18 protein-coding genes are annotated in these 19,166 nt (G+C 60.5%); 8 read left to right on the forward strand and 10 right to left on the reverse strand.

Features of this window, described 5'->3' with window-relative positions:
• The 6 genes from OZ428_RS14795 to gloB all read right to left on the reverse strand — a co-directional run bounded on the left by OZ428_RS14795 (nt 1) and on the right by gloB (nt 8,224).
• On the reverse strand, nt 1-1,020 hold the full coding sequence (locus tag OZ428_RS14795) for an ABC transporter permease (RefSeq protein WP_269133886.1): 1,020 nt from the start codon (nt 1,018-1,020) through the stop codon (nt 1-3).
• Between the two features lies 1 nt (nt 1,021).
• On the reverse strand, nt 1,022-2,098 hold the full coding sequence (locus OZ428_RS14800; protein WP_033902277.1) for a microcin C ABC transporter permease YejB: 1,077 nt from the start codon (nt 2,096-2,098) through the stop codon (nt 1,022-1,024).
• Nucleotides 2,099-3,937: an extracellular solute-binding protein gene (locus tag OZ428_RS14805; RefSeq protein WP_269133887.1), complete on the reverse strand. Its 1,839-nt coding sequence runs from the start codon at nt 3,935-3,937 to the stop codon at nt 2,099-2,101.
• The gene (locus OZ428_RS14810; protein ID WP_033902275.1) at nt 3,934-5,763 is read right to left on the reverse strand and encodes an extracellular solute-binding protein; all 1,830 of its coding nucleotides are present in this window, start codon (nt 5,761-5,763) and stop codon (nt 3,934-3,936) included. The genes OZ428_RS14805 and OZ428_RS14810 overlap by 4 nt, the downstream gene beginning before the upstream one ends.
• Before the next feature lie 179 nt (nt 5,764-5,942).
• Nucleotides 5,943-7,358 (reverse strand): lytic transglycosylase domain-containing protein, encoded by a 1,416-nt coding sequence (locus OZ428_RS14815; protein WP_269133888.1) that lies wholly within the window; start codon nt 7,356-7,358, stop codon nt 5,943-5,945.
• Nucleotides 7,359-7,456: 98 nt separating this feature from the next.
• Complete coding sequence (gloB, locus tag OZ428_RS14820; RefSeq protein ID WP_269133889.1) at nt 7,457-8,224, reverse strand: hydroxyacylglutathione hydrolase; 768 nt, start codon at nt 8,222-8,224, stop codon at nt 7,457-7,459.
• A gap of 65 nt (nt 8,225-8,289) precedes the next feature.
• On the opposite strand from gloB, the gene OZ428_RS14825 reads away from it, so the two are divergent.
• From OZ428_RS14825 to OZ428_RS14845, 5 genes are all read left to right on the forward strand, one after another.
• Nucleotides 8,290-9,048 carry a methyltransferase domain-containing protein gene (locus OZ428_RS14825; RefSeq protein ID WP_016979721.1) on the forward strand — a complete coding sequence of 253 codons (759 nt, stop codon included), beginning with the start codon at nt 8,290-8,292 and terminating at the stop codon, nt 9,046-9,048.
• A 30-nt stretch (nt 9,049-9,078) separates the two neighbouring features.
• The gene (rnhA, locus tag OZ428_RS14830; protein ID WP_010210917.1) at nt 9,079-9,531 is read left to right on the forward strand and encodes a ribonuclease HI; all 453 of its coding nucleotides are present in this window, start codon (nt 9,079-9,081) and stop codon (nt 9,529-9,531) included.
• A 70-nt stretch (nt 9,532-9,601) separates the two neighbouring features.
• Nucleotides 9,602-10,342: a DNA polymerase III subunit epsilon gene (gene dnaQ, locus OZ428_RS14835; RefSeq protein WP_177053027.1), complete on the forward strand. Its 741-nt coding sequence runs from the start codon at nt 9,602-9,604 to the stop codon at nt 10,340-10,342.
• A gap of 139 nt (nt 10,343-10,481) precedes the next feature.
• On the forward strand, nt 10,482-12,737 hold the full coding sequence (locus OZ428_RS14840) for an Orn/Lys/Arg decarboxylase N-terminal domain-containing protein (protein WP_269133890.1): 2,256 nt from the start codon (nt 10,482-10,484) through the stop codon (nt 12,735-12,737).
• An 8-nt stretch (nt 12,738-12,745) separates the two neighbouring features.
• A complete protein-coding gene (locus OZ428_RS14845; protein WP_177112536.1) occupies nt 12,746-13,327 on the forward strand; it encodes a GNAT family N-acetyltransferase in 582 nt (193 codons plus the stop codon).
• On the opposite strand, the gene OZ428_RS14850 is transcribed toward OZ428_RS14845, so the two are convergent.
• Entirely contained in the window at nt 13,324-14,217 is an 894-nt protein-coding gene (locus OZ428_RS14850; RefSeq protein ID WP_269133891.1) for a LysR substrate-binding domain-containing protein, read from the reverse strand. The genes OZ428_RS14845 and OZ428_RS14850 overlap by 4 nt on opposite strands.
• A gap of 109 nt (nt 14,218-14,326) precedes the next feature.
• On the opposite strand from OZ428_RS14850, the gene OZ428_RS14855 reads away from it, so the two are divergent.
• The gene (locus tag OZ428_RS14855; RefSeq protein ID WP_269133892.1) at nt 14,327-14,671 is read left to right on the forward strand and encodes a hypothetical protein; all 345 of its coding nucleotides are present in this window, start codon (nt 14,327-14,329) and stop codon (nt 14,669-14,671) included.
• A gap of 61 nt (nt 14,672-14,732) precedes the next feature.
• On the opposite strand, the gene OZ428_RS14860 is transcribed toward OZ428_RS14855, so the two are convergent.
• A complete protein-coding gene (locus tag OZ428_RS14860; RefSeq protein ID WP_016979714.1) occupies nt 14,733-14,969 on the reverse strand; it encodes a hypothetical protein in 237 nt (78 codons plus the stop codon).
• Nucleotides 14,970-15,196: 227 nt separating this feature from the next.
• Here OZ428_RS14860 and OZ428_RS14865 point away from each other — a divergent pair, with 227 nt between their 5' ends.
• On the forward strand, nt 15,197-15,754 hold the full coding sequence (locus OZ428_RS14865) for an NADPH-dependent FMN reductase (protein ID WP_269133893.1): 558 nt from the start codon (nt 15,197-15,199) through the stop codon (nt 15,752-15,754).
• 43 nt (nt 15,755-15,797) lie between these two features.
• Here the strand turns inward: OZ428_RS14865 and OZ428_RS14870 are convergent, their stop codons facing one another.
• Nucleotides 15,798-16,427 (reverse strand): FMN-dependent NADH-azoreductase, encoded by a 630-nt coding sequence (locus tag OZ428_RS14870; RefSeq protein WP_269133894.1) that lies wholly within the window; start codon nt 16,425-16,427, stop codon nt 15,798-15,800.
• A gap of 95 nt (nt 16,428-16,522) precedes the next feature.
• On the opposite strand from OZ428_RS14870, the gene OZ428_RS14875 reads away from it, so the two are divergent.
• Nucleotides 16,523-17,374: a LysR family transcriptional regulator gene (locus OZ428_RS14875; protein WP_269133895.1), complete on the forward strand. Its 852-nt coding sequence runs from the start codon at nt 16,523-16,525 to the stop codon at nt 17,372-17,374.
• Here OZ428_RS14875 and poxB read toward each other — a convergent pair.
• Nucleotides 17,371-19,095 carry a ubiquinone-dependent pyruvate dehydrogenase gene (poxB, locus tag OZ428_RS14880; protein WP_269133896.1) on the reverse strand — a complete coding sequence of 575 codons (1,725 nt, stop codon included), beginning with the start codon at nt 19,093-19,095 and terminating at the stop codon, nt 17,371-17,373. The two genes, OZ428_RS14875 and poxB, sit on opposite strands and share 4 nt — an antisense overlap.
• Nucleotides 19,096-19,166 lie beyond the last annotated feature (71 nt).

The raw sequence follows: 19,166 nt of genomic DNA on the forward strand, positions 1-19,166 counted from the left end.
TCATTTCCTCGGGTCGAAGGCATCGCGAGCGGACTCGCCGATAAACACCAGCAAACTCAACATGATCGCCAGCACGGCAAAGGCACTCATGCCCAGCCACGGCGCTTGCAGGTTGGATTTGCCTTGGGCCACCAGTTCTCCCAGCGACGGCGAACCGGCCGGCAAGCCGAAACCGAGGAAGTCCAGGGCGGTGAGGGTGCCGATGGCGCCGGTGAGAATGAACGGCATGAAGGTCATGGTCGACACCATCGCATTGGGCAGGATATGCCGGAACATGATCGCGCCATTCTGCATGCCCAGGGCCCTGGCGGCGCGCACGTATTCCAGGTTGCGCCCGCGCAGGAACTCAGCGCGCACCACGTCCACCAGGCTCATCCACGAAAACAGCAGCATGATGCCAAGCAACCACCAGAAGTTGGGTTGCACGAAACTGGCGAGGATGATCAGCAGGTACAGCACCGGCAACCCGGACCAGATCTCCAGGAAGCGCTGCCCGGCCAAGTCCACCCATCCGCCGTAGAAACCCTGCAAGGCCCCGGCGATCACGCCGATGATCGAACTGAGCACTGTCAGCGTCAGGGCAAACAGCACCGACACACGGAAGCCATAAATGACCCGCGCCAGCACATCGCGGCCTTGGTCATCGGTGCCCAACAGGTTGACGCTGGAAGGCGGCGCGGGAGCCGGCACTTTCAGGTCGTAGTTGATGCTCTGGTAGCTGAACGGAATCGGTGCCCACAAGGTCCAGGCATTTTTTGCCTTGAGCAGCTCCTGGATATACGGGCTCTTGTAGTTGGCCTCCAGCGGGAATTCACCGCCAAAGGTGGTCTCCGGGTAGCGCTTGAGTGCCGGGAAATACCAGCCGCCGTCGTAGTGCACGGCCAACGGCTTGTCGTTGGCAATCAGCTCGGCGCCCAGGCTCAGCACGAACAGGATCAGGAACAGCCACAGCGACCACCAGCCACGCTTGTTGGCCTTGAACCGTTCGAACCGGCGGCGATTGAGGGGGGATAGATTCATCTCAATGCTCCCGGCTGGCAAAGTCGATACGCGGATCGACCAGGGTGTAGGTGAGGTCGCCGATCAGTTTCACGATCAGCCCCAGCAGGGTGAAGATAAACAGCGTGCCGAACACCACCGGGTAGTCGCGGTTGATCGCCGCTTCAAAGCTCATCAGGCCCAGGCCGTCGAGGGAGAAAATCACTTCCACCAGCAAAGAACCGGTGAAGAAAATCCCGATGAAGGCCGAAGGGAAACCGGCGATCACCAGCAACATCGCGTTGCGAAATACATGGCCGTACAGCACGCGGTGGTTGGTCAGGCCCTTGGCCTTGGCGGTGACGACGTACTGCTTGTTGATCTCATCGAGAAAGCTGTTCTTGGTCAGCAGGGTCATGGTGGCGAAGTTGCCGATCACCAGGGCTGTGATGGGCAGCGCCAGGTGCCAGAAGTAATCGAGGATCTTGCCGCCCCAGCTCAGTTCGTCGAAATTGTTCGACGTGAGTCCACGCAAGGGGAACCAGTCGAGGTAACTGCCGCCGGCAAACACCACGATCAGCAGGATCGCAAACAGGAACGCCGGGATCGCGTAGCCGACGATGATCGCCGAGCTGGTCCACACATCAAAATGACTGCCGTGCCGCGTGGCCTTGGCGATCCCCAGGGGGATCGACACCAGGTACATGATCAGCGTGCTCCACAACCCGAGGGAAATGGACACCGGCATCTTCTCCTTGATCAAGTCGATGACCTTGGCGTCGCGGAAGAAGCTGTCGCCAAAGTCCAGCTGGGCGTAGTTCTTGACCATGATCCACAAGCGTTCCGGCGCCGATTTGTCGAAGCCGTACATCTTCTCGATTTCCTTGATCAGCGCCGGGTCCAGGCCCTGGGCGCCACGGTAGCTGCTGGAACCGGCCACCGACACTTCGGCGCCGCCACCGGCAATGCGGCTGGTGGCGCCTTCAAAACCTTCAAGCTTGGCGATCATCTGCTCCACCGGGCCACCGGGGGCGGCCTGGATGATGACGAAGTTGATCAGCAGGATCCCGAACAGGGTGGGAATGATCAGCAACAGGCGGCGAAAGATATAGGCCAGCATTTAATCGCCTCCACTCGCCGGATCGGCGCTGGTGTCTGGTTCTGAGGTGACGGCGGGTTTTACGTCAGGCTTGGCCCACCAGGTAGCGGTGCCGACGTCGTAGCGCGGCGGGACTTTGGGGTGGCCCAAGTGATCCCAGTACGCCACGCGGAAGGTCTTGATGTGCCAGTTCGGGATCACGTAGTAGCCGAACTGCAACACACGGTCCAGGGCCTTGGCGTGCGCCACCAGGCTTTTGCGCGAATCGGCGTCGATCAGCTCTTCCACCAACTGGTCGATGGCCGGGTCCTTGAGTCCCATGTAGTTGCGGCTGCCGGGTTTGTCGGCGCTGGAGGACTTCCAGAACTCGCGCTGTTCGTTCCCCGGCGAGGTGGACTGCGGGAAGCTGCCCACCAGCATGTCGAAGTCCCGCGAGCGAATGCGGTTGATGAACTGTGAGACGTCAACCCGACGGATCACCAGGTCGATGCCCAGGTCGGCCAGGTTGCGCTTGAACGGCAGCAGGATGCGTTCGAACTCGGTCTGGGCCAGCAGGAACTCGATTTTCACCGGCTTGCCGGTGGTGTCGACCATTTTGTCATCGACGATGCGCCAGCCGGCTTCCTGCAGCAGTTGGTAGGCCTCGCGCTGCTGGGTGCGGATCATGCCGCTACCGTCGGTCTTGGACGGTTCGAAGGCCTGGGTGAAGACTTCAGGCGGGATCTTGTCGCGCAGCGGTTCGAGGATCGCCAGTTCATCCGGGCCCGGCAGGCCGGTGGCGGCCATCTCCGAGTTTTCAAAGTAGCTGCGGGTGCGGGTATAGGCGCCGTTGAACAGCTGCTTGTTGCTCCATTCGAAATCCAGCAACAGGCTGATGGCCTTGCGCACGCGTACGTCCTGGAACATCGGCTTGCGCATGTTGAACACAAAGCCTTGCATGCCGGTGGGGTTGCCGTTGGGAATTTCTTCCTTGATCAAGCGGCCCTGGGCCACCGCCGGGATGTTATAGGCGTTGGCCCAGTTCTTGGCGCTGAACTCCAGCCAATAGTCGAACTGCCCGGCCTTGAGGGCTTCCAGGGACACGGTGCTGTCGCGGTAATAGTCAGTGATGCGGTTATCGAAGTTGTAGAAACCCTTGGCGACCGGCAGGTCCTTGGCCCAGTAATCCTTGACCCGCTCGTAGCGGATCATGCGCCCGGCCTTGACCTCGGCCACCTTGTACGGCCCGCTGCCCAGCGGCACTTCGAGATTGCCCTTGGCAAAATCGCGGGTGGCCCACCAATGCTTGGGCAATACCGGCAGTTGCCCGAGGATCAGCGGTAATTCGCGGTTGTTGGTGCGCTTGAACTTGAACAGCACCTTCAGCGGGTCTTCGGCGATTACTTCGTCGACGTCGGCGTAGTAGGTGCGGTAGATCGGCGAGCCTTCCTTGATCAGTTCCTGAAAGGTGAACACCACGTCTTCGGCGCGGATCGGGTGACCGTCATGGAAGCGGGCTTCGGGGCGCAAATAGAAGCGCACCCAACTGTTGTCCGGGGCTTTTTCGATCTTGCCGGCGACCAGGCCGTATTCGGTGATGGGTTCGTCCAGGCTTTGCATGGCCAGGGTGTCGTAGATCAAACCGAGGTTGTCGGCCGGCACGCCCTTGCTGATGTACGGGTTGAGGCTGTCGAAGCCGCCCATGGCCGACTCGCGGAACGTGCCGCCCTTGGGCGCGTCCGGGTTGACGTAGTCGAAGTGCTTGAAGTCGGCGGGGTATTTGGGCGGTTCGTTGTAGAGCGTCAACGCATGTTGCGGGGCGGCGTGGGCCGCGGTGCACAGCAGCAGGCCGCCGAGCAGTGCAGTACGCAAATACATCATTGGGCTTTCTCCGAAGCTTTCAGCCACCACGCGCTCAGGCCCAGGCTATAGGGCGGCGTGGTGACAAAGGCGAACCGGTTGCGGTACGCCAAGCGATGATAGTTGAGGTACCAGTTGGGAATACTGTAGTGCTGCCACAGCAGCACCCGGTCCAGGGCACGGCCGGCGGCCAGTTGCTCTTCGCGGGTCTTGGCAGCCAGCAGTTGTTCCAGCAGGTGATCGACAATCGGGTTGGCAATGCCTGCGTAGTTCTTGCTGCCCTTGATCGCGGCCTGGCTGGAGTGGAAGTACTGCCACTGCTCAAGGCCCGGACTCAAGGTCTGGTTGAGGGTGATGAGGATCATGTCGAAGTCGAACTGATCCAGGCGTTGCTTGTATTGGGCGCGGTCGACGGTGCGCAGGCGTGCGTCGATGCCGATGCTGATCAGGTTCTCGACATAGGGCTGCAGGATGCGCTCCAGGTTCGGGTTGACCAGCAGGATCTCGAAGCGCAGCGGTTGGCCGTCTTTGTTCAGCAGACGTTGGCCGGAGAGCTTCCAGCCGGCGTCACCGAGCAGGGCCAGGGCGCGGCGCATGGTCTCGCGGGGGATGCCACGGCCGTCGGTCTGGGGCAGGCTGAACGGCTGGGTAAACAGGTTGGCCGGCAATTGCTCACGGTAGGGCGAGAGCATCAGCCATTCATGGCCGGTGGGCACGCCGGTGGCGGAGAATTCGCTGTTGGGGTAATAGCTCAAAGTACGTTTGTAGGCGCTGCTGAACAGGGTGCGGTTGGTCCATTCGAAGTCGAACATCAGCCCCAGGGCTTCGCGCACCTTGGTCTGGCTGAAATTCGGTCGCCGGCTGTTCATGAACAGGCCCTGGCTCTGGGTCGGGATCTGGTGGGCAATCTGCGCCTTGATCACGTCGCCCCGGTTCACCGCCGGGAAGTTGTAGCCGTTGGCCCAGTTTTTGGCCTGATGCTCGATATAGATATCGAACTCGCCGGCCTTGAAGGCTTCGAAGGCCACGTCGCTGTCGCGATAGAACTCCACTTCGACCTTGTCGTAGTTATAAAAACCCTGGTTGACCGGCAGGTCCTTGCCCCAGTAGTCCTTGACCCGTTCGAACACCAGTTGCCGGCCAGGCGTGACCTTGCTGATACGGTACGGCCCGCTGCCCAGTGGCGGTTCGAAGGTGGTGGCCTTGAAGTCGCGGTTTTTCCAATAGTGCTGGGGCAATACCGGCAATTCGCCCAGACGCAGGATCAGCAACGGGTTGCCGGCGCGCTTGAACACAAAGCGGATCCGGTGTCGGTTGAGGATATCCACCCGCGCCACTTCCTGCAGGTTGGTGCGGTATTGCGGATGGCCTTCGGTCAGCAGGGTGCGATAGGAAAACGCCACGTCATAGGCCGTGATTGGCTTGCCATCATGAAAACGCGCTTCCGGGCGCAGGTTGAACACCACCCAGCTGCGGTCCTCGCTGTACTCCACCGACTGGGCGATCAGCCCGTAACTGGAGGTGGGCTCATCGCCGGAGGGCGCGTACAGGCCGGTGCCGACCATCAATGGCTCGTTCAGCTCGTTGACGCCGTACTGCAGGAAATTGGGCGTGGAAACTGGGCTGGAGCCCTTGAATGTATAGGGATTGAGCGTATCGAAGGTGCCAAAGGCCATGACCCGCAATGTCCCGCCTTTCGGCGCTGCGGGGTTTACCCAATCGAAGTGGGTGAATTTGGCCGGGTACTTGAGCCTGCCGAACTGCGTATAACCGTGGCTCTCGGTAATCGCCGCGTTCGCACCAAAGCTCAAGGCCAGACTTATTAGTAGAAGGAGGGGACGCTTCAAGTCAGGGATCCGATCCAGGCGGCTTGCGCTTTATGATCGGTACAGTAACAGCTTGTTCCGGTTGGAAAAAGCCGATTGGGATGATGTAGATCCAATGTGGGAGCGGGGCTTGTGTGGTGAGCGGGGCAAGCCCGCTCACCACACCAAGCCCGTTCACACAAACAGGCTTGGTTTGTCAGTCAGCGTGGCCCGGAAACCACCAGCATCTGCCCCGGCTTCAACGCCTGGCCAGTACGCGGGTTCCAGCGCTTGAGATGTTGCATCTCGACGTTGAAACGCTTGGCAACGATGTACAACGAGTCGCCTTTCTTGACCTTGTATTGCACCGGTTTCTTGCTGTCAGCCTTGGCCACCAGCTTGCGCGTGTCCTGCATCACCAGGGTCTGGCCGACCTTGAGCACCTGGCCGTTCAGCTTGTTCCAGCGCTGCAGGTCATGCACATCGACCTTGTTGGCCTTGGCGATCAGCGTCAGGTTGTCCCCGCTGCGCACCTTGTAGCTGCGGCTACGGCCGGCAACGCGCGCGGTCTCGACTTCGTCGAACACCTGCTTTTTCGGCCGCATCGCCAGCAATTCTTCTGGCTTCATCGTCGAAAGGGTACTGGTGAGCAGTTGTGCCTTGGAACTCGGCACCAGCAGATGCTGCGGGCCATCCAGGGTGGTGCGCTGTTTCAGCGCGGGGTTGAGCTGGAACAGTTCGTCTTCGTCGATCTCGGCCAGCGCGGCGACCCGTGACAGGTCCATGCTTTGCTTGACTTCAACCACTTCGAAGTACGGCGTGTTGGCAATCGGGTTCAGGTTGACGCCATAGGCCTCAGGCGCCAGCACCACCTGGGACAGCGCCAGGAACTTGGGCACGTAGTCCTTGGTTTCCTGGGGCAGGGGCAGGTTCCAGTAGTCGGTCGGCAGGCCGAGCTTTTCGTTGCGCTCGATCGCCCGGCTCACCGTGCCTTCGCCTGCGTTGTAGGCGGCCAGGGCGAGCAGCCAGTCACCGTTGAACATGTCGTGCAAACGGGTCAGGTAGTCGAGAGCGGCGGTGGTGGAGGCGGTGATGTCGCGACGGCCATCATAGGCGCGGGTCTGGCGCAGGTTGAAGTAGCGCCCGGTGGAGGGGATGAACTGCCACAAGCCGACCGCATCGCTGCGCGAATAGGCCATCGGGTTGTAGGCACTTTCAATCACTGGCAGCAGCGCCAGCTCCAGGGGCATGTTGCGTTCTTCAAGGCGTTCGACGATGTAATGAATATAGAGGCTGCCGCGTTCGCCGGCGTTCTCGAGGAAGGAAGGGTTGCTGGCGAACCACAGTCGCTGTTGCTCGATACGTGGGTTGACGCCTACACCATCCTGCAATTGAAAGCCCCTTCGCATGCGCTCCCAGACATCCTGGGGCACTTCGGGAGCGGGCTTTTGAGAAAGCCAGATGACGGGTTTCTGTTTGATCTTGGCACTGAGGTTTGGCTTGGGTTGCACGGTGGATTGTGCGGTGAAATTGCTTGATTGGCAGCCCGCCAGCGTGGCGGACACAGCCACCGCCACAGCTTGAGCCAGGCGGGTCAATGCGTCTGAATGGTTGGATTTACGAATAGATGACGACATTGGCTGGAAGTAAGTTCCGGGCAAAAATGTCGGGCGATTCTAGAAACCCGTTTGGTTCCGGTCAACCATTCAGAAATTACGTATCAGATTGCTTCCCGTTAGAACTTATCTTTCCACGCCCTCAAGCTAGCAAACACCTCGGCCCCAGAGCGGTTGTCGCGGCCATTCCGTTCGTCCGCTTTTTGTTTAACGGATGTTTCAGAGGTGCGCAGAAAGGGGTTGGTGCGCGTTTCCAGGGCCAGATTGGAAGGCAGCGTGATCTCGCCACGTTCGCGTAATTGGCGGACGTTTTCCACCCGTTCGGCGATATCGGCATTGTCCGGTTCCACGGCCTGGGCAAACTTGAGGTTGCTTTGTGTGTATTCGTGGGTGCAGTACACCAAGGTGTCGGCGGGCAGCGCGGCCAGACGCTCAAGGGAGGTGTGCATCTGTTCTGGCGTGCCTTCGAACAGACGCCCGCAACCGGCGGCGAACAGGGTGTCGCCACAGAACAGCACGCCTTGGTGATAAAACGCGATATGGCCCAGGGTGTGGCCGGGCACGGTATAAATGTCGAAATCCCAGCCGAGCACGCTGATCCGCTCGTCATCGTTAAGGGCGACGTCCCGCGCCGGGATTTTCTCGTTGGCCGGGCCGTACACCTTGGCATTAGTCACCCGTTTGAGTTGTTCGACGCCGCCGACATGGTCGTGGTGATGGTGGGTGATGAGGATGTCGCTCAGGACCCACTCAGGGTTTTGCTTGAGCCAGGCCAGAACCGGCGCGGCATCGCCGGGGTCGACCACGGCGCAGCGCTGGGTGCTCGGGTCTTGTAACAACCAGATGTAGTTATCGGTGAAGGCGGGCAGGGCACTGATCTGTATCATTCTTCGATTCGCCAAGCTGAACACATTGGTGCATCTTAGAACGTCTAGGCGAGTTGGAGAATGCAATGACTGATAAAGCGTTCGCCCAGGCCGATCCTGAGTGGCTGGCCCTGATCAGTGCAGCCCGTGAATGGCTGTCCGGTCCGATCGGGCAATTTCTGCTGGACGAAGAACGGCGCATGCTCGAAGACGAGTTGGGCCGGTTCTTTGGCGGCTACCTGGTGCATTACGGACCTTCGGCCGAAACGCCGCCGTGCGCGCCCCAGGTGCAGCGCAATGTTCGCCTGGGTGCACCGTTGCCGGGGGTGGAGATTGTCTGCGAGGAGCAGGCCTGGCCGTTGAGCGAGCACGCCGCCGACGTGGTGGTGTTGCAGCATGGCCTGGATTTCTGCCTGTCGCCCCACGGCTTGCTGCGCGAAGCGGCGAGCAGTGTGCGTCCGGGTGGTCATTTGCTGATTGTCGGGATCAACCCCTGGAGCAGTTGGGGCTTGCGCCACGTATTCGCCCACGACGCCTTGCGCCAGGCGCGCTGCATCTCGCCGCAACGGGTGGGGGACTGGCTGAACCTGCTGGGCTTCGCGCTGGAGAAACGCCGCTTCGGGTGCTATCGTCCGCCGCTTGCGTCGACCAAGTGGCAAGCCCGCCTGGCCGGCTGGGAGCGCCGCGCAGGCGCCTGGCAATTGTCGGGTGGCGGCTTCTATCTGCTGGTGGCGCGCAAGATCGTGGTTGGGTTGCGGCCGGTGCAACAGGTACGCCGCGAGCCGATGGGCAAGTTGGTGCCGATGCCGATGGCCAAGGTCAACCGCAAGCAAAGCGACGCATGACCCTCTTTTTGAATGAATACCGAGCAACCGATGACCGATAGCGTAGAACTCTTCACCGATGGCGCCTGTAAAGGCAACCCCGGCCCTGGCGGCTGGGGCGCGTTGCTGGTGTGCAAGGGCGTGGAGAAAGAGTTGTGGGGCGGCGAGCCCAATACCACCAACAACCGCATGGAGCTGATGGGCGCGATTCGCGGCCTGGAAGAACTCAAGCGCCGTTGCAACGTGTTGCTGGTGACCGACTCGCAATACGTGATGAAGGGCATCAACGAGTGGATGGTCAACTGGAAGAAACGCGGCTGGAAGACGGCGGCCAAGGAGCCGGTGAAGAATGCCGACCTGTGGCAACTGCTCGATGAGCAATGCAATCGCCATGACATCACCTGGAAGTGGGTACGCGGCCACATCGGCCACCCCGGCAACGAGCGCGCCGACCAGTTGGCCAACCGTGGCGTGGACGAAGTGCGCGGGTACAAACAGAGCTGATGTCGACTCACGTGTTAATATCGCGCCCCTTGAATCACACTACACCGTTGAGAGCTGAACCCTGATGGCCATCCGATCTGTTGTACTCGATACCGAAACCACCGGCATGCCGGTGACCGACGGCCACCGGATCATTGAAATCGGCTGTGTCGAACTGATGGGTCGCCGCCTCACCGGGCGTCACTTCCACGTCTACCTGCAACCGGACCGCGACAGTGACGAAGGCGCGATCGGCGTCCACGGCATCACCGACGAGTTCCTCAAGGGCAAGCCGCGTTTCGCTGAAGTCGCCGATGAATTCTTTGAGTTCATCAACGGCGCGCAACTGATCATCCATAACGCGGCGTTCGACGTCGGCTTCATCAACAACGAATTTGCCCTGATGGGGCAGACTGATCGTGCAGACATTTCCCAGCACTGCTCGATCCTCGACACCTTGATGATGGCCCGTGAGCGCCACCCCGGCCAGCGCAACAGCCTCGATGCCTTGTGCAAGCGTTATGGCGTCGACAACTCCGGTCGTGAGCTGCACGGCGCCTTGCTCGACTCCGAGATTCTTGCCGACGTCTACCTGACCATGACTGGTGGGCAGACCAGCCTGTCCCTGGCGGGTAACGCTTCAGACGGCAGCGGCTCGGCGGAAGGCTCGGGCAACCGTCCTTCGGAAATCCGTCGCCTGCCAGGCGACCGCAAGCCGACCACGATCATCCGCGCCAGTGAGCAGGACCTGGCCGAGCATGCGGCGCGGCTGGAAGCGATTGCCAAGTCGGCGGGTGCGCCGGCGTTGTGGTCAACCCTGACCCAGCAGTAACCCCAGGACTGAACACGGTCTGATGTGGAGCTGGCAAGCCAGCTCCCACCTGATCTCCATTGCTTTCAAAATCTTCATTCGCGTCATCGCCCCCCAGCTTCTACCCTTGAGTGCATAGCCCTCAGGACTGAACGCACTCATGTACAAAGACCTGAAGTTTCCTGTGCTTATCGTGCACCGTGACATCAAGGCCGACACCGTTGCCGGTGACCGGGTCCGAGGCATCGCCCGAGAGCTGGAACAAGAGGGCTTCAGTATTTTTTCCGCAGTGGATTACGCCGAAGGGCGACTGGTGGCTTCTACCCATCATGGCCTGGCGTGCATGCTGATCGCCGCCGAAGGCGCTGGCGAAAATACCCACCTGCTGCAAAACATGGTCGAGCTGATCCGCCTGGCGCGGCTGCGGGCGCCGAGCCTGCCGATCTTTGCCCTGGGCGAGCAAGTCACCCTGGAAAATGCGCCCGCCGACGCCATGAGCGAACTCAACCAGCTGCGCGGCATTCTCTATCTCTTCGAAGACACCGTGCCGTTTCTTGCGCGGCAAGTCGCCCGTGCGGCGCGTACTTACCTGGATGGCCTGTTGCCGCCATTCTTCAAGGCGCTGGTGCAACATACCGCCGACTCCAATTACTCCTGGCACACCCCCGGCCATGGCGGTGGCGTGGCCTACCGCAAGAGCCCGGTGGGGCAGGCGTTTCATCAGTTCTTCGGGGAGAACACGCTGCGCTCTGACCTGTCGGTATCGGTGCCTGAGCTCGGCTCGTTGCTGGACCACACCGGCCCACTGGCCGAAGCCGAAGCCCGCGCCGCGCGCAACTTTGGCGCCGACCACACCTTCTTCGTGATCAACGGCACCTCTACCGCCAACAAGATCGTCTGGCATTCCATGGTCGGCCGCGATGACTTGGTGCTGGTGGACCGCAATTGCCATAAGTCGGTGTTGCACTCGATCATCATGACCGGCGCCATCCCGTTGTACCTGTGCCCCGAACGTAACGAACTGGGGATTATCGGCCCGATTCCCCTGAGCGAATTCAGCCCCGAATCGATCCGCACCAAGATCGACGCCAGCCCGCTGACCCGTGGCCGCCCGCCGAAAGTGAAAATGGCGGTGGTGACCAATTCCACCTACGACGGGCTCTGCTACAACGCCGAACTGATCAAGCAACAACTGGGCAACAGTGTCGAGGTGCTGCATTTTGATGAGGCCTGGTATGCCTATGCGGCATTCCACGAGTTCTTCGCCGGGCGCTACGGCATGGGTACTTCGCGCACGCCAGACAGCCCGTTGGTGTTCACCACCCACTCGACCCACAAGCTGCTGGCGGCCTTCAGCCAGGCCTCGATGATCCATGTGCAGGACGGTGGCGCACGTCAACTGGACCGTGATCGGTTCAACGAAGCCTTCATGATGCACATCTCCACGTCGCCGCAATACAGCATCATTGCCTCGCTGGATGTGGCATCGGCGATGATGGAAGGTCCGGCCGGGCGTTCGCTGTTGCAGGAAATGTTCGACGAGGCGTTGAGTTTCCGCCGCGCCTTGGCCAACTTACGCCAGCACATTGCTGAAGAGGATTGGTGGTTTTCGATCTGGCAGCCGCCCTCGGTGGCGGGTATCGACCGCGTCGTCACCGCCGATTGGCTGTTGCACCCTGAGGATGATTGGCATGGCTTCGGCGACGTGGCCGAAGACTATGTGCTGCTGGACCCGATCAAAGTGACCCTGGTGATGCCCGGCCTCAATGCCGGCGGCGCCCTCAGCGATTGCGGGATTCCCGCAGCGGTCGTCAGTAAATTCCTTTGGGAACGTGGCCTGGTGGTGGAAAAAACCGGGCTGTATTCCTTCCTCGTGTTGTTCTCCATGGGCATCACCAAGGGCAAATGGAGTACCTTGCTCACCGAGTTGCTGGAATTCAAGCGCAGTTACGACGCCAATGTCAGCCTGGCCAGTTGCCTGCCTTCGGTGTTCGCCCAAGGGCCGGCGCGTTACCAGGGGCTGGGTTTGCGCGATCTGTGCAACCAATTGCACGGCTGTTACCGCAGCAATGCCACGGCGAAACACCTCAAGCGCATGTACACCGTCTTGCCGGAAATCGCGATGAAACCGGCCGACGCCTACGATCAATTGGTGAGGGGCGAAGTGGAGGCAGTGTCCATTGATGCCTTGCAAGGCCGCGTCGCAGCAGTGATGCTGGTGCCTTACCCGCCCGGTATTCCATTGATCATGCCGGGCGAGCGCTTTACCGAGTCGACGCGCTCGATCATCGACTACCTGGCGTTTGCCCGGACGTTCGATAGCAGTTTTCCCGGTTTTGTCGCCGATGTTCATGGGTTGCAACACGAAGATGACGGCAGTGGTCGTTGTTACACCGTCGATTGCATCAAGGCTTAAGGATGGTTATGCAAGCTGTAATGAACCCGAAGTATCCGGGGCTCAGTGTACGGGTCGCCGACGAAGGCTTTGATGCCTACGTGTGGGGCAATGATTTCAGCTTTGAGGTCAGTGCCTACGGTGAGCCGCAGATGGGCAAGCGGGTCGATCAATGGCCCGTGGAGCGCATCCTGCCGTACCGCAAGTGCTATGGCATCGACCCTGAAGAGTTCGCCAGTTTCCGTGACGCGCCCGACAGCGCGATCTTCATGGCCTACCTGGATGATCGCCCGGTGGGGCATATCGTGGTCAGCACCAACTGGAACGGTTTTGCCCACGTCGACGAACTGGCGGTGGCCTTGCCCGCGCGGCGCCACGGGGTGGCCAAGGCGTTGCTGGATGTGGCGCAGTTCTGGAGTCGCAAGAAGAACCTGCCGGGCATGATGCTGGAAACCCAGAACAACAACCTGGGCGCCTGCCGATTGTATGAGCGTTGCGGTTATGTGATGGGCGGGGTCGATCACCTGCGCTATCGCGGCATCGATCCGCAAACCCGTGAAGTGGCGATATTCTGGTATCGGCTGTTCAAGAGCGAAGTCGACAAGCCTTAACCCGCCAGCAGGCCCTCGGCCTTTTGCGTCACGATTTCCAGCAGCGCATTCAATGCGGGCGAGGTCACGCCATCCTTGAGGGTCAGCGCGTACAGGCTGACCATGATCGGCGGCGACACCGGGCAGGCATCCAGCCCCGCCTCACGCGCGCCGAACGCGGTGAAGGGGTCGACCACTGCCAGGCCTTCTCCCGCTTCTACCATGCTGCGCATCATTTGGTAGGTCTGTACGCGTGTCTGCACCACGGGCAGCGGGCGCAGGGCTTGCAGCTTGGCATCCAGCAGGCGGCTGAGCGGGTCCTGGCCTTCCAGGCCGATCATCGATTGCCCGGCCAGATCCTGTAGCGCGATGTATTTTTGCTTGGGCTTGAGCCAGCCATGGGGGGCGAGCAATTGCAGTTTGCCCTGGGCCAATACCGTGCAGTGGATCTGCGGATGTTCCGGGTCATGCAGGCTCAAACCCACATCGGCTTCGTGCAGCAGCAAACTCCTGACGATCTCTCGGGTCGGTTGGCTCGACAGGTTGCACGGTGTGTCCTGAAAGCGTCGGCGCAACGCTGCAATGCTTTGCGGTAGCAGTTGATTGGCCAGGGGCGGCGTGCAGAGGGCGCGCAGAGTGGGGGCATGATGGTGTTTCAAGCGGCTGGCCAGACGTTGCACCGGCTCCAGCGCTTCATAGACGTGGGCGATCTCAGCTTGCAGTTCCAGGGTTTCCCGGGTGGCCTGCAAGCGTCCACGCACACTGGCGAACAGCATAAAGCCCAGCTGCTGCTCGGCGTCCTTGAGCGCCGCGTCCACATCGCCCACGGAGAGTTGCAACCACTCGGCGGCCAAGCCTGGGTGTCCGGTCTGCAAGATGGCTTGAATCACTTCGATATGACGTAAACGCATCGCCGGAGTCTATGTGCAGCGGGCCGGGTATTCAATAGAATGGCTGCGCTGATCATCAACGACCACAGCCGGCTACCGGCATTAACAACAAAAACAGGTCTGGTCTCATATGCCTTTACCCTCGATTTTCCTCGGGGTAACGGCCAAGCAACTGCTGGTCCTGGTGACCGTCGGCTGCGTGGCTGCTTATCTCCTCGACACTCAAAACGAAACCGCGCCGGAAAACCTGGCCCTTGAAGCCTTTATCCGCTCCCAGGAACAGGTGGTCGAGCAGGTGGGCTCGGTGCTGGGCATGGAGTTGGTCAGGCAGGTGGTCGCGCATCCGGGCTACAACTCGGCGGGCTACCAGCGTTCGCTGTATGCCGTTGAAGGCGAGCGGGGGCGGTTGATGGTCACGCTGAAGAAGGTACAGGGAGAGCAGGGCATCGAGGTCACGGAAATCCGTCGTCCGTGATCACCCCAGCCCAGTCAATGCCGTCAATGGCCAGGACTGAGCAGGTGGATAGGGCGAGATCTTATGACGCGAGGGTAGTTTGCGATTCGCGCACAAGAATGGTGCCCGATTGGATCAACTTGAATTCGTCGCCTTCCAGTTTCTCTACACGGTCGCCAATGGCCAGCTTGTAGGTGGTGGTAGGTGCCGAGCCAGCCAGGTCGCCTTGCGCCGGGTTGGATTCCTGGAACTCATGCACCGAATACACGCGTCCTTCTGCGTCTCTGGCATGAAACTGTCCGACTAATACTGCTGCCATCTGTTTAGAACCTCTGGAGATAAACACTCGATTTGCGGTTCTGTAGACCGTCATGGAGCGGGGTAGTTTACTTACGGAATAAAAATACTATTCGCTGATATTTTCAGATGCTTCCTACGTGTCGCAGCGCCAGGCAAACGCCCGCAGGAATATCAAAACCTTCTGGTGAACACGCCGCGAAGACTCTATAACTACAAGCTCCTTTAGTCAGACGTCGGGAAACCCCAATGAGCAAGGTCTACACCGTAGCCGTCGTGGTCGGCAGCTTGAGAAAAGACTCGATCAACCGCAAGGTCGCACTGGCACTGGCCGAACTGGCCCCGGCCAACCTGAAGTTGAACATTGTGGAAATTGGCGATTTGCCGCTCTACAACGAAGACATTGACGGTGCGACACCGCCGGCAGCCTACAGTACTTTCCGCAAACACGTGAGTTCATCCGACGCGGTGTTGTTCGTGACCCCGGAATACAACCGCTCCGTGCCCGCCCCGTTGAAGAACGCCATCGACGTCGGTTCGCGGCCGTACGGGCAGAGTGCCTGGAGTGGCAAGCCGGGGGCGATCATCAGTGTCTCGCCGGGTGCGATTGGCGGATTTGGCGCCAACCATCACCTGCGCCAGTCCCTGGTATTTCTCGATGTGCCGTGCATGCAGCAGCCGGAGGCCTATCTGGGCGGCGCGGGCAGTGTGTTTGACGAGGCGGGCAAGCTCTCGGAAAAGACCAAGCCGTTCCTGCAGGCGTTCATTGACGCCTATGGCAAGTGGGTCGAAAAACAGCACGGTTGACGGCTGTAGACCCGGCCAAAGCGGCCGGGTCTTTTGCGTGTTGTCAGGCCAACTGATCCGCAAGCAACAGCGCCAACGCTGTGCTCTTCAGGCGCGACGCCTGATCGACCTCCGGCCCCAGGATGGTCTTCTCTACATACAACGAGTGCACATCCGTCACCCCGATAAAGCCTAGCCAGGCCTCCATGTAAGGCTTCTGGAAATCCATCGCCTGAGTGTCCGGCGCCGAAAAATCCATACCCCGCGCATACACGCTCACCGCCGTCTTGTTGCGCAGCAGCCCGCGCAACCCGTGCTCCGGGCTGAATTCGAACAACACGTCCTTCTGCGACACCACGTCGATAAAGTGCTTGAGCTTGTAGGGCACGGCGAAATTCCACAGCGGAACCGAGAACACCAGCACGTCAGCCTGATGCAGTTGGGCCGCCAGCCTTTTCAGCGTTTCCCAGGCGAGGGCTTGTTCTTCGCTCAAGGGCGTTCCACTGAGCCCGGCGTATTTGGCGTCCATGATCGGGCCGTCGAATTCGGGAAGGTCGAGCGCCCAGAGGTCCAGGGTATTCACCTGGGTATCCGGCGCGTTCTGCTGATACCGCGCGATAAACTGGCGGGCGATTTCCAAAGAGGCGGAGCGCTGTTTGCGCGGTGAGCATTCGATGTGCAGGAGGGTGGTCATGGCGGGTCTCGGAGAAAGATGACCCAAGCATTGCAACATAACGCTAAGTGAAATATAAATCGTGTTTTATTGCCTGATTAATCTGTTTTAAGAATATGTTCGATACCGTCCTGCTAAAAACCTTTGTCGCCGTGGTGGATGAAGAAGGCTTCAGCCGCGCCGCTGCCCGTTTGCACCTCACCCAATCGGCGGTCAGCGGGCATCTGCGTCGTTTGGAGGAACAGGTGGGCAAGCCCTTGCTCACCCGCACCACGCGCTCCCAGCAACTTACGCCGGACGGCGAACGCTTGATGGCCTACGCACGGGGCATCCTGGCGCTGAATCGCAATGCCTGGGCCGAGCTGACGCGCTCGGCATTTGAAGGAAGCTTGCGCGTTGGAGTGTCGGAAGAGTTCGCGGATGCGCGTCTGTTGCGCGAGTTGCAGGAGGTTGCCGCGCAATACCCCGGCCTGCAAATCACTGTGCAGGTGGGTATTCCCGGTTCATTGCTGGCGTTGATGAAGCTGGGCGAATTGGATGTGGTCGTGGGTTCATTGTGCGAATCCAGCGAGCCTGGCCTGGCGCTGTGGCAGGAGCCGCTGGTGTGGGCCTGGTCTGCGCAACCGCTGACGACGTTGCCGACGCCCTTGCCCTTGGCGCTGTTTCCCGAGCCTTGTCCTTATCGCGAAGCGGCGCTTTCACGTCTGGCCCAGGCGGGCATTGTCCAGCGTACCGCTATGCTGTGCTCAAGCTATGCGGCGCTGCATGCCGCTGCGTTGGCGGGGTTTGCCATTGCACCGATCGCGCGCAGCCAACTGGTGCCCGGCTTGACGGTACTCGGCGCCGAGCACGGGTTACCCGAATTGCCCGATGCCGAGTTCCGCCTGTTCAGCGCGCCGGAGGCGGACCCACGCATGGTCGAGGTGATCACCGAAGTAGTGGTCCGCTACGGCGCTTCCTTGCGCTAGCGCAACCAGTTGGTCCGCGCCAGTTCGATCACCTCATCGCCACGGCCACTCATCACCGCCTTGAGCATATACAGGCTGAACCCCTTGGCCTGTTCCAGCTTGATGGTCGGCGGCATCACCAACTCTTGGGTCGCGGTGACCACGTCCACCAGCACCGGGCCGTCATGGTCGAGGGCGCGGCGCAGGGCCGGTTCCAGGTCTTCGGATTGCTCCACGCGAATGCCGAGAATGCCCATGGCGTTGGACATGGCGGCGAAGTCCGGGTTTTTCAGCTCGGTACCGGTATCCAGATAACCCGCAGCCTTCATTTCCATGGCTACGAACCCCAAGGAAGAGTTATCGAACACGATGACCTTCACCGGCAGTTTCAGCTGTGCCAACGAGATGAAGTCCCCCATCAGCATGGCGAAACCACCATCACCGGACATCGAGATCACCTGACGATCCGGAAAGGCTGCCTGGGCACCAATGGCTTGGGGCATGGCGTTGGCCATCGAGCCGTGGTTGAACGAACCGATCAGGCGGCGCTTGCCGTTCATCTTCAAATAGCGTGCAGCCCACACGGTGGGCGATCCGACATCGGCGGTAAAGATTGCATCGTCATCCGCCAATTCACTGAGCAAACGTGCGACGTATTGCGGGTGAATCGGTCGATTGGCTTTTGAGGGTTGAGCGAGGTCGTCCAGCCCTTGGCGGGCTTTCTCGTAATGCTTCAGGGACGTTTCGAGAAAGCTGCGATCGGTCTTGCGCGTCAGGCGCGGCAGCAGGGCGCCGATGGTTTCGCTGACATCCGCGGCAATACCCAGGTCCAGTGTGGCGCGGCGGCCGAGGGCCTGCGGGTTACGGTCGACCTGAATGATCTTGGCGTCGGTTGGGTAGAACTGGCGGTAGGGGAAGTCGGTGCCGAGCATGATCAAGGTGTCGCAGTCGAGCATGGCATGGTAGCCGGAGCTGAAGCCGATCAGGCCGGTCATGCCCACGTCGAACGGGTTGTCCCATTCCACGTGCTCTTTACCGCGCAGGGCGTGTACCACGGGGGCGCCGAGGGCGTCAGCCAGGGCGACCACCTGGTCATGGGCGCCGGCACAGCCGCTGCCACACAGCAGGGTGGTTTTCTGGCTGCTTTCCAGGATATCGGTGAGGCGTTGCAGGTCCTGCTCCGCCGGCAGCGTGCGTGGCGCATGCAAGGCGGGCCACGGCTTGAGCTTGTCTTCGACTTCCAGCAGCGACACATCGCCCGGAATCACCACCACCGCCACGCCGCGATTGAGGATCGCCGAACGCATGGCGCGGTGCAGCACGTGAGGCATCTGTTCGGGGTTGGTGACCAGCTCGATAAAGTGGCTGCACTCCTTGAACAGTTCCTGCGGATGAGTTTCCTGGAAGTAGTTCAGGCCGATCTCCGACGACGGAATCTGCGCGGCAATTGCCAGCACCGGCACATGGTTGCGATGGCAGTCGAACAGGCCATTGATCAAATGCAGGTTGCCCGGCCCGCAGCTGCCGGCACACACGGTCAGTTCTCCGGTGGCCGCCGCTTCGGCGCCGGCGGCGAACGCAGCCACTTCCTCATGACGCACATGCATCCACTCGATACTGTCCATGGTGCGCAGGGCGTCGGTGAGGCCGTTGAGGCTGTCGCCGGTCAGCCCCCAGATGCGCTTGATACCCGCCTGTTCAAGGGTGGTCGCCAATTGCTGGGCCAGGTTGATTTTCGCCATGAAGAACTCCAATCGTCAGTGAGGTTAAAAACTGCTGATCAATAGGGGACAGTTCGATCACGGCGGATGTT

This window comes from Pseudomonas sp. GXZC (assembly GCF_026967615.1).
Classification (GTDB): domain Bacteria; phylum Pseudomonadota; class Gammaproteobacteria; order Pseudomonadales; family Pseudomonadaceae; genus Aquipseudomonas; species Aquipseudomonas azotoformans_A.